The sequence below is a fragment of the Heyndrickxia sp. FSL W8-0496 genome (genome assembly GCF_038007825.1).
Taxonomy (GTDB): Bacteria; Bacillota; Bacilli; order Bacillales; family Bacillaceae_C; genus Heyndrickxia; species Heyndrickxia oleronia.
The window spans coordinates 154,152-166,546 of the sequence record NZ_JBBOXX010000001.1; the positions used below are offsets into that span (position 1 = coordinate 154,152).

18 protein-coding genes are annotated in these 12,395 nt (G+C 33.7%); all 18 read left to right on the top strand.

The features are described from left to right. Positions 1-109 precede the first annotated feature (109 nt). The 18 genes from NST63_RS00860 (at position 110) to NST63_RS00945 (ending at position 12,383) form a co-directional block, all read left to right on the top strand. Positions 110-400 carry a hypothetical protein gene (locus NST63_RS00860; protein WP_341041020.1) on the top strand — a complete coding sequence of 97 codons (291 nt, stop codon included), beginning with the start codon at positions 110-112 and terminating at the stop codon, positions 398-400. Beyond that, complete coding sequence (locus tag NST63_RS00865) at positions 397-663, top strand: group-specific protein (RefSeq protein WP_341041021.1); 267 nt, start codon at positions 397-399, stop codon at positions 661-663. Before NST63_RS00860 ends, NST63_RS00865 begins: the two co-directional genes overlap by 4 nt. A gap of 117 nt (positions 664-780) precedes the next feature. Beyond that, positions 781-1,065, top strand: a complete 285-nt coding sequence (locus NST63_RS00870; RefSeq protein ID WP_341041022.1) for a hypothetical protein — start codon at positions 781-783, stop codon at positions 1,063-1,065. A gap of 14 nt (positions 1,066-1,079) precedes the next feature. Next, positions 1,080-2,582, top strand: a complete 1,503-nt coding sequence (locus NST63_RS00875; protein ID WP_341041023.1) for an AAA family ATPase — start codon at positions 1,080-1,082, stop codon at positions 2,580-2,582. 11 nt (positions 2,583-2,593) lie between these two features. Next, on the top strand, positions 2,594-3,487 hold the full coding sequence (locus tag NST63_RS00880) for a RecT family recombinase (protein ID WP_341041024.1): 894 nt from the start codon (positions 2,594-2,596) through the stop codon (positions 3,485-3,487). Positions 3,488-3,497: 10 nt separating this feature from the next. After that, on the top strand, positions 3,498-3,947 hold the full coding sequence (locus NST63_RS00885) for a hypothetical protein (protein ID WP_341041025.1): 450 nt from the start codon (positions 3,498-3,500) through the stop codon (positions 3,945-3,947). Further along, positions 3,944-4,687: an MBL fold metallo-hydrolase gene (locus NST63_RS00890; protein ID WP_341041027.1), complete on the top strand. Its 744-nt coding sequence runs from the start codon at positions 3,944-3,946 to the stop codon at positions 4,685-4,687. The genes NST63_RS00885 and NST63_RS00890 overlap by 4 nt, the downstream gene beginning before the upstream one ends. A gap of 35 nt (positions 4,688-4,722) precedes the next feature. Further along, positions 4,723-5,490, top strand: coding sequence for a replication protein (locus NST63_RS00895; protein ID WP_341041028.1), 768 nt, complete (start codon positions 4,723-4,725; stop codon positions 5,488-5,490). Continuing rightward, on the top strand, positions 5,468-6,769 hold the full coding sequence (locus NST63_RS00900) for a replicative DNA helicase (protein ID WP_341041029.1): 1,302 nt from the start codon (positions 5,468-5,470) through the stop codon (positions 6,767-6,769). The genes NST63_RS00895 and NST63_RS00900 overlap by 23 nt, the downstream gene beginning before the upstream one ends. Positions 6,770-6,783: 14 nt before the next feature. Continuing rightward, positions 6,784-7,359, top strand: a complete 576-nt coding sequence (locus tag NST63_RS00905; protein ID WP_341041030.1) for a hypothetical protein — start codon at positions 6,784-6,786, stop codon at positions 7,357-7,359. Continuing rightward, the gene (locus NST63_RS00910) at positions 7,356-7,508 is read left to right on the top strand and encodes a hypothetical protein (RefSeq protein ID WP_341041031.1); all 153 of its coding nucleotides are present in this window, start codon (positions 7,356-7,358) and stop codon (positions 7,506-7,508) included. Before NST63_RS00905 ends, NST63_RS00910 begins: the two co-directional genes overlap by 4 nt. 18 nt (positions 7,509-7,526) lie before the next feature. Further along, complete coding sequence (locus tag NST63_RS00915) at positions 7,527-8,048, top strand: hypothetical protein (protein WP_341041032.1); 522 nt, start codon at positions 7,527-7,529, stop codon at positions 8,046-8,048. Between the two features lie 65 nt (positions 8,049-8,113). Continuing rightward, on the top strand, positions 8,114-8,563 hold the full coding sequence (locus NST63_RS00920) for an ArpU family phage packaging/lysis transcriptional regulator (RefSeq protein ID WP_341041033.1): 450 nt from the start codon (positions 8,114-8,116) through the stop codon (positions 8,561-8,563). Positions 8,564-9,185: 622 nt separating this feature from the next. After that, the gene (locus NST63_RS00925; protein ID WP_341041034.1) at positions 9,186-9,437 is read left to right on the top strand and encodes a hypothetical protein; all 252 of its coding nucleotides are present in this window, start codon (positions 9,186-9,188) and stop codon (positions 9,435-9,437) included. Positions 9,438-9,454: 17 nt separating this feature from the next. After that, positions 9,455-9,763 (top strand): Rho termination factor N-terminal domain-containing protein, encoded by a 309-nt coding sequence (locus NST63_RS00930; protein ID WP_341041035.1) that lies wholly within the window; start codon positions 9,455-9,457, stop codon positions 9,761-9,763. After that, positions 9,750-10,118, top strand: a complete 369-nt coding sequence (locus NST63_RS00935) for an HNH endonuclease (RefSeq protein WP_278892552.1) — start codon at positions 9,750-9,752, stop codon at positions 10,116-10,118. The genes NST63_RS00930 and NST63_RS00935 overlap by 14 nt, the downstream gene beginning before the upstream one ends. A 106-nt stretch (positions 10,119-10,224) precedes the next feature. After that, positions 10,225-10,665, top strand: coding sequence for a P27 family phage terminase small subunit (locus tag NST63_RS00940; protein WP_278892554.1), 441 nt, complete (start codon positions 10,225-10,227; stop codon positions 10,663-10,665). After that, positions 10,662-12,383 (top strand): terminase large subunit, encoded by a 1,722-nt coding sequence (locus NST63_RS00945; RefSeq protein ID WP_341041036.1) that lies wholly within the window; start codon positions 10,662-10,664, stop codon positions 12,381-12,383. Before NST63_RS00940 ends, NST63_RS00945 begins: the two co-directional genes overlap by 4 nt. The last annotated feature ends 12 nt before the right edge of the window (positions 12,384-12,395 follow it).

Genomic DNA, 12,395 nt, shown 5'->3' on the forward strand with positions numbered 1-12,395 from the left:
GCGCGCAATTATATTCGTCATTAAGCTTGAAATTTTAAAATTATGCGTGTTATATTAATTATGCGAGAACGAATATAATTTCGTCAAAGAATAAAACGAGGTGATGTATATGAATAAAAAAACTGTGCGTTTGAAAGTAAAGGAGTTGATGAAGGCTCAAATTGATCATGACATTAAATCCGATGCAGAATTAGCCGAAAAAATGGGAATCTCACCAAGCCAAGTTTGGAGAGCAAAACTTCAAAAACATGATAAACGCTACAATACCCCAGGTAATCAATTCATAGCAGGAGTTCTTTCAGTGTTTAACTGTCCTTTTGAAAAGTTTTTCTATATAGAAAAAGAGCAAGAGGAAGAAAGAACTTCAGATGAACAAATGCTAGAAAGTGATGTTTCATGATTAATGTTCAGATTGATGAAAAAGAAATTGAAAACATTTTTTTAGATGAAGTGAGGAAACATCTAAAAAAAATCGAAAGTCAAAGCACATTTTGGGATATGAAGGAACTTTGCAGACAAACAAATATGAGTATCAACTTTATAAAGGAGACATTCTTTTATGATCCTAGATTTCCAAAAAAAAGAGTAGGGAAAAAGTGGTTATTTCCTGCAAAGGAATGTGAAGAGTTTTTACTCAAATGGCTTAAAGAACAACCAAATTGAAAGGTGATGTCTGAATGCATATTTTCGCATTATATCTATTAATCTTCTTAATTGTATTAGTTGGGATCATGATTTTTGACTTCATGACAGATAAGAAATGAAGGGAGGTGAAAAATAGTGGACAGAAAAACGCTTGAATACATGACAGATCGAGTCGAGAGAGCAATGGACATAGTTGACCAAATTGATTTGTTAATTAAACAAATGGATCTGGTTAAAGGAAAATGTTTTAAATCAATAAACATTTTATATGATTCTACTGGATTCGAATTAACAAAGTGGGGATCTTCACAAGTTGAAAATAATTACTCTGCAGAAGTAGAAGCTTACATGTTAAATGTTTTTATCAATGTAACCATGGCAGAAATAAATAGGTTGGAAAAAGAACTTGAGGAACTTTAAAAGGAGGGCAACCCATGGCAATAACATTTATTACCTTAACTCTTCAAAATTTTAAAAGTCACCAGGATCTCACTGTTAACTTTGGCGAGGAAACAAAGATCACTGGTGACAATGCCCAAGGTAAAAGCTCCATTCAAGAAGCTATTACATGGCTATTATACGGTGTTGATTCACTTGGAAGCAAATTAGATCCAACACCGATAACTTACGAATCAGAAGAAACAAAGGTTTCACTTTTATTTTCTTTAGATGAAAAACAAGTTTTGCTAGGTCGTGAACTACATAAAGGAAAAACTCAATATTACATCAATGAAGTACCTAGCAAAGCTGGAAGTTTTAATGAACTTTTAGAACAACTTTTTGACAAAGAATTATTTTTAACACAGTTTAATCCAGATTATTTTTTCACCCTACATTGGGAAAAACAGCGTGAAATGCTTTTGAAATATGTTACTTCCCCATCAAGTAAAGAAGTATTAAAACATATGCTGGACGAGCAAAAAAAATGCCTAGAACCTTTACTAAAAAAGCACTCTCTTAGTGACCTTGAAGAACTGCATAAAGATAACAAGAAAAAGAAAGACAAACAATATATTGCTGCACAAAGTAAAACAAAAACACTTAAAGAACAAATGGAACACTATCAGCCAACAATTCCTTTTGACTCTATAGTTGCTGAATTGAATCCCTTAAAAAGAGAGAGGGAAGAAATTGAAAAAGTTACTGATAGTGCAGGGGATATTAATGGGCGCATAAATGTTCTTAATGCAAAAATCAACAATCTCAATAAAGAAAGAGATCAAATGAAAAAGGATTGGGATTTATTAAAAAATGAAAAGATTGAAGACCATTGCCGTGTGTGTAAACAACCTTTACAGGAAGAATCATTACAGTCAGTAAAAGATGAACATGAACAACGTAAAGATAACTTCAAAAAGATTTTTCATCAAATTGTTGAGGATCGAAAAAAGCTTGAAGAAGAATTGAAAACACTGGAATACATTGATGTTTCAGAACAACTTGAAAAAGTAAGAGAAATTCAGTCAAAGATAGATCCACTCGAAAAAGAGTTATCAAAGCATAAAGAGTTTAAATTTTTTCAAGAACAAGCGCAGGAAGCAGAGAGAGAAGAAAAAGAGTTACTTTCTTCACTTAATCAATCCATTTTTATTCTGGACAGTATCAAAGCATTTAAAGCGAAAGAAGCTGAATTACAAGCTGAAAAAGTACAAGACTTATTCGATACACTTTCAATTCGTCTCTTTGAGAAACAAAAAAATGGTGAATTGAAAAACACATTTGAAATTGAAATGGATGGTAAGCCTTATAGGAAATTGTCATTGTCTGAAGGCATTAGGGCAGGGCTTGAACTTAGAGAAGTTCTTTCAAAACAAAGTGAAGTAATCACACCAGTATTTATTGATAATGCTGAATCAATAACAAATTTTAAACAACCAAGTGGACAATTAATCATTTCTAGGGTTGTAGCAGGTAAGGAATTGACAATTGAAAATTAGGAGGAAAAAACATGTCAAATAATGCACTTATGTTAACACCAGAAATTCAAGAAGCTTTTAAACCAGAAGTAATAAATGTTATGAGATCATCCCTGGCACCAACTGCAAACGATGCAGAATTTGTTTTATTTGCTCACAAGGCAGCTTCATACGGTTTAGATCCATTTAAAAATGAAATTTTCTTTATCAAATATGGCAGCACCGCACGAATCCAATTTGCTGCAGAAGCTTATCTTTCAAAGGCAAGGGAACAAGAAGGGTTCGAACCACCTGATACTCAAATGGTGCATGAAAATGATGAATTTAAGATTGCTAAAAATGCAGAAACAAAAGAATTAGAAGTCATTAAACATGAAATAGGATTTCCAAGAGGGAAAATTATTGGCGCTTATTCTATAGCATATAGAAAAGGTTATCGTCCGGTAACGGTGATCATGGACATTGACGAAGTAGCACATATGTTTACTGGTCAAAACAAAGATAACTGGAACAAATGGACACAAGATATGTTTGGGAAACATGTTCAACAGCGTGCATTAAAACGTCAATATGGACTTGAATTTGAAGACGAAACTATCACTCATGGTGAAGGTGAAAATACTATTCCAGAATACAAGCCTAGAAAAGATATTACACCAAATCAAGAGATATTAGATGCTCCAACAAACCATGGAACAAATGAGGAAGATCCGCAATTAGCACAAGCTAAAAAAGAAATGCAAGCAAAATTCAAACGTCTCGGAATTACTGGAAAGGTAGCAAAGCAGAATTACATCAAAGATCATGCTCCACAAATTGGTGATAATCCGACATATCAGGAGTTAGTTGGCTTACTAGATATTATGGACATGCATATAGACATGAAGGAAATGCAATCTTCTGATGACGATGATGTATTGGAATGAGGTGAATTAAATGGGTGCATATATTACACCAGAGCATTTAAAGTTTCTAGAAGAAAGCAAAAAGGCATTTTCTGAAAATATTAGACTTGAAACCTATACAAATAAGGAAGATTCTCTTATTGCTTTAAGATACGGCGAAGATCGTGATTGTATAAGTATATTTCCCTTAGGAGAAGAAATAGCTTTTTTTGCACAACAAATTGAACCAAGTCCTACTTTTAGAAAAGTGATTTTTGATTTTGCAAGAGATATGGAATCACAGTTAAAGGTTAATGATCATAAGCGTGGTTGGGATCACACTTCTGAATCTTATCTTTTAGGGAAAATACAATACAATTTATCAACTCTAGACGGAAAATTATCAAAAGATGATAGGGACAAGCACGAAATAACTATTCGTTGTGCAAACATTGCAAATTACGCAATGATGATTGTTGATAACGAGGGAGAGCATTTATGAAAGTGGATATTTTAGCAAGTGGATCGAGTGGCAATTGCATTGCTATTCGATCCAATGAAACTACCATTCTAATAGATGTTGGCATTGCTAAAACTAAAATTGAAAAAAGATTGCTTGAAGTTGGAATTAGACCAAACCAAATTGCTGCTATTTTTATTACACATGCTCATAGTGATCATATCAAGGGTTTACCCCTTGCTAATAAATATAAGATCCCTGTTTATGCAGCAGTGCAGGAATGGAAGTCAATAAACGGTGTTGACGAGGATTTACAAGGAATTAAAAGACCAGGGAAGTTTATGGACATTAAGGGTTTGCTAGTGGGTGCTTTTAGAACCCATCATGATGCATATGAACCACTTGGATATACAGTTCAAACAGAAGAGGGTAAAAAGTTATCAATTTGTTTAGACACCGGTCAAGTAGATACTGAAATTCTTGCAGCTATGAGGGATTCAGATATTTACATTATTGAAGCGAACCATGAACCGAAAATGGTTGAAGCATCTGACTATCCGACAAGCGTAAAAACAAGGATTCTTTCTCATATAGGACACTTATCAAACCAACAGACCGCAGAAGCGCTGACAAGGCTCATACAAGGGCGAAAGGAGAAAATATACCTAACACACTTATCCAGTAAAAACAACATGTCTACACTAGCAGAAATGACAGTAATGAGGGCGCTTATGAAAAAGGGTTTAAAGAAAGATAAAGACTTTGAAATTGAGGTGGTTTAAAACCACAAAACTAAAATGTGAACGGATGATTGAATATGGCAAATCCAAAATTGAAAAACGGACATACACGGATTGCCAATGAAATCCTTGAACAAATAATAAAAACTAATCTCAATGGCACACAATTTCGGCTATTAATTGCTATTTGGCGTTATACATACGGATTCAGCAGAAAACATCATGAAATGTCACTTAACTTTTTAGCCAGGATTCTCAATGCAAATAGATCACAAATTGATAGAGAGTTAACAGCATTGATTGATAGAAATATTGTTGTTGTCATTGGGATAGGTTCTAAGGGGGCAAGGCTAATGGGATTTAATAAGGATTATAACGAGTGGGATAAACCAAAAGAAAATGTTCAACAGGAAGAACCTAAAAAGAAATCAACTAAACCTAAAAAATATGATGAAGATAATACCTATTACAAGATGGCTGTTTATTTTCATGAAAAAATCACTGCCGTTGCAGAAGAAGCAGGGGTAAGTCATCTAATTAAAAAGGCGAATCTCCAAAAATATGCTGATGAATTTAGAAAGTTAATTGAATTAGACGGTGTTGACAAATATTTAGTAAAGGAAGTTATGGACTGGGTAACACAAGATTCATTCTGGAAAACAAATATTTTATCAGCTAAAAAATTGAGAGATAAATTCACCGAACTTGCTATAAAAATGAAGGCTCAAAAGCAACCTAAAACACCATTTAAGAATCAACAACCAGATCCAAGGGATAAGGAAATTGAGTTTCAAAAATGGGTAGAAGATGGTGGTGATCCAGATGCATTTAATTGGCGAACATGATATTCAAGTAGATCAGGCAGAACAAGCCGTACTTGGTGGGATATTCTTGGATTCCAATGTACTGGACGAAATAGTCTTCCTGGAAGATAGAGATTTTATTAATGAAAAACATCAACAAATTTATAGGGTGATGCGCTGGCTTGAAGAAAAAAACAAGCCAGTTGATATTGCCACAGTAGCAGAAATGTATGTTCAACATAATAAGTTGGATCAATTAAGTATTTCATATCTTACTAGTCTTGCAGAATCTTGTCCTTCTACTGCCAATATTACTTACTATGCTGAAATTGTTCGGTCAAAAGCTCTACGAAGAAGAGGGGAATTGGTTGGTTATCAAATCATGCAGCTATCTAGGGAAGATTATGAATCAGACGAAGAGTACTTTTCTGCAATTGAAAGCAAGGTAGCTGAATTAAGACCACAAGAAAATGGAAAAATGAAAAGCTTTGAGGATTCAAGGAAGGAATACTTTTCCCACCTTCTAAAAAAGGCTGAATATGTTGAAACAGGATTTAAACAATTTGACGAATGGGCGCATGGATTATGGGAAGGTTGGTTGTTTGTATCAGCTGGACGTCCTTCTGTAGGTAAAACAGCAATGTTATTACAAAGAATTTTAGGAGTTGCAAAAGTAAAGAAAAGACCAGTTCTAATATGGTCGCAAGAAATGGGAAGGAATCAACTTTATGATCGGATGATTTCAAACATAACTGGCTTACCATATGGTCGGATTAAAAATAAAAATTTAAGCACAAAAGAATTAGCACGTGTTGAGGATGCTTACAACGAACTTGAAGAACTACCTATATTTATTCAAGATTCTTCAGGTGTAACTATCGAAGAAGTTAGAGCAACAGCAAAGCGTTTTAAAAGGAAGTATGGACGTATAGGAATGATTGCAGTAGATTACCTTCAAATAATGAAAATCCCTGTTAAAAAAGGAGAAACAAGAGCAACAGCAATAGGAAATGTTACATCTACAGCAAAGCAAATAGCACGTGAAATGAATTGCTGTTTTATGATGCTTTCTCAAATGACAAGGGATAGTGAAAATTTTAAAAAACCTACCTTAGCACACTTAAAAGAATCTAGTTCTATCGAACAAGATGCTGACGTAGTTGAGTTTTTATGGCATGACCCTAGTGATACACACCAACAAGGTAAAGTGGTTCAGCAGCTAATTGCAAAAGGAAGAGACACCGGAATAAATGAATTTAGATTGTTGTTCCGTGGATGGAAGCAGCAGTTTGAAGAATTACCAAGAGATAAAAATAAATAAAAAGGGGTAGAGTTATGAGATTCATAGGTATAGATCCATCAACTAAAACTGGCTTTGTAGCATTGGACGAACGTGGAAATGTTATAAAAGCAAAAGAATTAACAGGGATAGGTAGTGTAGATCCTAAAAGAATGACCACTTTAATTTACGAAATTAATTCTCACGTATATCCAGATGATTTTATAGTTATCGAAGGTTTTCCATATAGTACACAACGTGCAATGTTTGCTGGTGGATTACATCACGGAATTAGAAATGAATTATATAAACGTAAGTTATCTTATTATGAAGTTGCTCCTAATGCAGTGAAAAAATTCGTTGCAGTTACTGGATGGACTGGGGAACCAGGTAATAAACGTAGATTAAAAGATAAAGAGAAAAAAGAAGCAGTCAAAGATGCAGTTATTGAACATTATGGTTTCACTCATTCAAGCGACAATATTGTTGATGCTTATATAATGGCACGAATTGCGCGCGAATTGTTCTTGGATTTAAATGGAACGAAGGCTTTTGGTTACGGAAGACCTTCTTACCAGAATGAGGTTATTGATTCAATTCTAGAACTACCTAAAAAGGTGGTAGCAAAATGATTTCAAAAGTTGAAACTAGCATTCTATCAAAGGAAGAATTGGAGAAGGCGAGAACAGGAGCAAAGTGTGATTTAGAGAATAGACCAAGAAAAGTTGATTGGAAATGGAGATCCAGAAAAGGTATAGCTTCAAGAAAAAATAAAAATTAATAATAGGGAGCGATTAACATGCAGGTAACAGTAAAAGCGCATTTTAATAAACAAACAAAGGACAGTAAAAAAGAACTTATTCAGTTCTATGTAAAAGGTGAAGACGAAAAGAAACAAGAACTCAATCAATTAACCCGTGAGGTAGTAGAACTTGAAATTGAAGGTGTTGATCAAAAACTAAGTTGCGAATTTAATAAAACCACTAAAGATAGCAAGAAAACTGTTTTAGATTTTATTGTAAAAGGTGATACATCGGCAGATCAATCATTTAATTTCTATAGGAAAGCCGGATCAGACGTAACCCTAATTATTGTTGAATCACAAATGAGTATTGATGAATTTTATAATGAAGAACCTCATGAGGGTATTGAGTATAATGTAGATGAATCAGGAAACGTTAGTGTTCCAGATGGTCAAATTACAATAGACGATGTGGAAACAGAGGATAAAACTGTTAATAATGTGGATAATTCAAGTAATACGAATAACGATGATTTACTTGATGATGATGATGATAAATTATTTGATGAAGAACAGTAAAAAATGCCAGGATCCCTCCTGGCTTTAACCTATATCATTTTTATTATACATGGGAGGGGTCGCTAATGGGGAAACAATTATCATTTATGCTTCCAGAAATAGATAGAGAAGCTACACAAGCAAATGTTGAAAAAGAAATAGCGAAATATCGGTTATATTGTTTTAGTGTTCCAGAAGAAAGACTTCCTAAAGTAACATCTACATTTTCACTTGTTCCTCCTTCAAACACTAATGCATTTCATTCATCAACAGAAGATATTGCTATTGAACGTATTGACGAGCAACGAAAGAAAGAAGCCTATATAGAATACTTTCGAAAAGCAGTAAATAGATTACCACGTAAAGAAAGACAAGCATTTGTCCTTAAATACTTAGGTGACGAAGAATTATTTGATTATGAAGTGTACAATGAACTTGGTATGAGTGAATCGTATTATCACAAGAAGTTTAAACCAAGGATATTTTACAATATGGCTTTTGCGTTACGAGTTGAGGTTTATTTAAAAAAAGAGTAAAAAGTTTTTGAAAAGAAATCACATTGTTTTTACAACGATTTAAGAATGAGCATTTGGTTTTAAACGTGGTAAATTTATATCATAGATAATTTATCAAAGGGGCCAGCAAAAGTTGGTTCCTTTTTATTTTACTCCATTCCTGGTTACAATCTGAGTTGCCATGACCACATTGTAACTTTACCACCTTCCTGGTGTAGTGATCCCAGCTACTAAGGAATGGATCGGGACGGTTTGCTATTCACCGCAGTAAGGAATAGCTTAAATTCGGATAAAACGATGCGGAAACATCGTTTTATTATATACAAGTTTTCTCGTTGGTGTGCTACTCATTGAGTGGCACTTCTCTTTTGAAAACAATAATAGAAACATTTGTTTGTCCGCTAATTAGAGTACACCTTCACTGTACGCTAAATAGAGTACAACACTGTCCGCTAATTAGAGTACACTTCTGTCCGCTAATTAGAGTACAGTAAAAATTTTTCCTTCATTATATACAAAAACCCTAAAGAAAATATTAAAGAAAATATTAAAGAAATATAGTAGCAAATGATTTCTTTATTTTAATCTAGCATCCAATAGGGTGCTTTTTATATATAAATTCATGGTAGAGGGAGGGGATGAAATGGCTAGTCTATTAAAAAGAAAACAACGGTTAAGGTTTGGGTGTTATTACACTATGAGTCTTGGAGAAAAACATAATGTAATAAACACAACTTTGATCATTAAATGGTATGCATGGCCAGTTCTATTGTGGCAGGAATGTAGAAAGAAATATGAATATGAGTGGTTTGAATATCCAAAATTAATCTATTTAATTATTAATCACTCATTAAAATTAATGACTAAGAAAGAAAAAATTGAATTTAAAGGTTAATTGAAGGAGTTGTTGTTATGTTTGTTAAAACACGTGTAACCGCACATGGTACAGAGTATTGGGATAATAAAAAGAAAAGAACTTTGTTTGTTTCTAACGGAGAGGAACCAGATTTTGAAGTAACTGAAAATCCTGAATCAATGATAGGTGAACCAGGTGAAGTTAGTAAGAAGTCATTAGAAGATATGGAACTAATCGAAATGACCATTACTGAATTAAAAAGATATGCTGAAGAAAAGAATATAGAAATCCCATCTAATATAAAAAAGAAAGATGATTTAATTGAATTTATTGAGGAAGCCTTAACAGCAAATGAAATACTGTAACTTCAACGGATGCAATAACAAAATAGAACGTGGTTCCTATTGTGAAGAACATGGGAGATCATCCAGGGCAAAGCCTAAAAAGAGTATCTATCATAATTCGAATAAGCAATTCTATAATAGTGCAGCATGGAAGAGAATGCGCCAATACATTTATGAACGTGACAAAGGTTATTGTCAACGGTGTGGAAAGTTTGTCTTTGGAAAGCAGGCGCAAGTCCATCATAAGGTTACAGTGAAAGAGAACCCAGCTTTGAAGCTAGATCCAAACAATTTGAAGCTACTATGTCCAGTGTGTCATAGCATTGAAGAGAATCTTGGTGAAAAAGAAAAAGTTTTCGCAAATTATTTTTTATAAAGCCCCCCTATCAAAAATAAAAATTTTTGGGGTGCCTGAAGACCGGTTGCCTGCCTAATTTCTTTCGTTAGACAAGATTTTTAAAAAATAAAGGGGGGTGTGAAATTTGTCTACCAAAAAAGAAAGACAAAAAATCGTTGCTGAGAAAACAGAAATTGAGAAACAACGTATTTTAAAGATTATGAGGGATGCAGATCTTTACACCCTTACTTTAGATCCATTAATTGAATCTTATCTTGATATATATGAAATCTATATGACGATGTATATCCAATGGAAAGAAAAGGGATTCCCAGCAACACAACGTCATACCAATAAAGCAGGTGCAACAAATAATTCAAAGCATCCATTAGCACAACAGGTTGAAACATGGGCAGATAAGAAAACAAAAGCATTGGATTTATTAGGATTAACAAATAAATCAAAGCCAGGAAAGATTGTGACTGGTGGATCTTCTGTTAGAAAAGATGAAGAATTAAAGAAGCCTGAACAACCAAAAGTGGATGAACTAGCTGCACATAGGAATAAATGGCGGAATGCAACATGATTGAACGTGGTGTAAATTACGCTGATATATTTGCGAAAAAGGTTAGAAAAAATCCTAAAAAATATCCAGATACTATTAAAAAGATGGTAGATAGATATTATAAATGGAAAAGGCGAAAAGATATTTGGTTCGATGTTGACCGTGCAAATGAAATGATGGATTGGGTTGAAACTTTTGTCCGTCATACAAAAGGTGATTTAGCTGGACAACCATTCATATTAGAAGAATGGGAAAAGTTTGCGTACTCATGGATATATGGATGGGTTCATAAAAACGAAAAAGGAAAAGTTGTCCGTGTAACACGTGAATGTTATATCCAAATTCCTAAAAAGAATGGTAAAACTTTATTAGCGGTTGGTGCCTTGGGTTATTCCATGTATGGTGAGGGTGTTTTAAGTGCTGATTGTTATTGTTGTGCTAGTGACTTCAACCAGGCGCAATACGCAGCTAAACCATTTGCAGCAACAGTTATGAACCATGATGCACTTCTGAATGCATCTCATATCTATAAAGGCCCAAAAGGATCTATTTCTTCTATAACTTATGACTACATTCATAATGATTTAGCATATTCGAACCAGTTTATTGTTATGAGTAAAAATATTGATTCAATTGAGGGGTCAAACCCTCATTTTGTTTTGAATGATGAACTTCACAAACAAGAAAATATGGATCAATATGATAACTTTAAGTCTGCACAGGTCGCACGTGATGAACCAATTATGTTTAATATCAGTACAGCCGGTAAAGGTTCTTCATCCGTTGGGATGCGTGTTTATCGTGAAGCAAAAGAAGTATTGAAAAATGACGATAACGATGCCAGTTTTGTTATGATCTATGAGCCAAATAAAGGCTATGATTGGACTGATAGAAAAGTTTGGGCAATGGTTAACCCAAACATAGGTGTATCTGTAACCATGAGTGCATTGGAAACAGAATTTATTACGGCGGCACGTTCTGCACATAAAAAAGCGGAGTTTTTATCTAAACATTTGAATGTATTTGTGAATGGTGCAGATAATTTCTTTGAACAAGATCAGGTGGAACACGTACTTGTTACAGATCTTGGTGATTTAACTGGTGAGCCGTGTGTTATTGGGTTAGACTTATCAAAAACTACAGATTTAACATGTGTAAGTTTAAATTTCCCTACCTTCGATGATGAAGGAAAGTCAATTTTAAAAGTAAAACAAATGTATTTTATTCCTAGTGCTGATATTGAGCATAGAGAAAAAGAAGATAATGTTCCATATTCAGAATTAGTTGAACAAGGTTTTGTTCAATTTTGTGATGGAAAGATGATAGATCAAGAACAGGTTCTTGAATATATCAAGGAATGCATGGATTTATATGATATTCAACAAATTAATTATGATCCTGCAATGTCTCAAAAGTTAATTGAGAAATGTGAGAATCTTGGTATAGAATGCTTGGCTGTTAATCAATATCCTAGTGTAATGAATGCAATGATTGATGATGCTGAACGAATAATTTATGAAGGAAAACTTATCACTGATAATCCTTTATTTGTTTATTGTGCATTAAATCTAGTTGTTGTAACTAATTTGAATGGAATGAAGGCACCAAGCAAGCGACAATCCAAAAAGAAAATTGATGGATTTGTCGCTTTTTTAGTTGGTCATAAAGAAACAATGATGTTAATGGATGATTTAAGTGAAGCAGGTATGGATGATTTAATCAATGAAATTTATAGATAGAAAGGCGGTGAG

What these genes read in the sequence shown, in the direction of transcription:
- NST63_RS00905 (WP_341041030.1), top strand. Translation starts at nt 6,784, where the DNA reads ATGAGATTCATAGGTATAGATCCATCAACTAAAACTGGCTTTGTAGCA.
- NST63_RS00910 (WP_341041031.1), top strand. Translation starts at nt 7,356, where the DNA reads ATGATTTCAAAAGTTGAAACTAGCATTCTATCAAAGGAAGAATTGGAG.
- NST63_RS00920 (WP_341041033.1), top strand. Translation starts at nt 8,114, where the DNA reads ATGGGGAAACAATTATCATTTATGCTTCCAGAAATAGATAGAGAAGCT.
- NST63_RS00900 (WP_341041029.1), top strand. Translation starts at nt 5,468, where the DNA reads ATGCATTTAATTGGCGAACATGATATTCAAGTAGATCAGGCAGAACAA.
- NST63_RS00945 (WP_341041036.1), top strand. Translation starts at nt 10,662, where the DNA reads ATGATTGAACGTGGTGTAAATTACGCTGATATATTTGCGAAAAAGGTT.
- NST63_RS00890 (WP_341041027.1), top strand. Translation starts at nt 3,944, where the DNA reads ATGAAAGTGGATATTTTAGCAAGTGGATCGAGTGGCAATTGCATTGCT.
- NST63_RS00895 (WP_341041028.1), top strand. Translation starts at nt 4,723, where the DNA reads ATGGCAAATCCAAAATTGAAAAACGGACATACACGGATTGCCAATGAA.
- NST63_RS00930 (WP_341041035.1), top strand. Translation starts at nt 9,455, where the DNA reads ATGTTTGTTAAAACACGTGTAACCGCACATGGTACAGAGTATTGGGAT.
- NST63_RS00860 (WP_341041020.1), top strand. Translation starts at nt 110, where the DNA reads ATGAATAAAAAAACTGTGCGTTTGAAAGTAAAGGAGTTGATGAAGGCT.
- NST63_RS00935 (WP_278892552.1), top strand. Translation starts at nt 9,750, where the DNA reads ATGAAATACTGTAACTTCAACGGATGCAATAACAAAATAGAACGTGGT.
- NST63_RS00885 (WP_341041025.1), top strand. Translation starts at nt 3,498, where the DNA reads ATGGGTGCATATATTACACCAGAGCATTTAAAGTTTCTAGAAGAAAGC.
- NST63_RS00880 (WP_341041024.1), top strand. Translation starts at nt 2,594, where the DNA reads ATGTCAAATAATGCACTTATGTTAACACCAGAAATTCAAGAAGCTTTT.
- NST63_RS00915 (WP_341041032.1), top strand. Translation starts at nt 7,527, where the DNA reads ATGCAGGTAACAGTAAAAGCGCATTTTAATAAACAAACAAAGGACAGT.
- NST63_RS00925 (WP_341041034.1), top strand. Translation starts at nt 9,186, where the DNA reads ATGGCTAGTCTATTAAAAAGAAAACAACGGTTAAGGTTTGGGTGTTAT.
- NST63_RS00865 (WP_341041021.1), top strand. Translation starts at nt 397, where the DNA reads ATGATTAATGTTCAGATTGATGAAAAAGAAATTGAAAACATTTTTTTA.
- NST63_RS00875 (WP_341041023.1), top strand. Translation starts at nt 1,080, where the DNA reads ATGGCAATAACATTTATTACCTTAACTCTTCAAAATTTTAAAAGTCAC.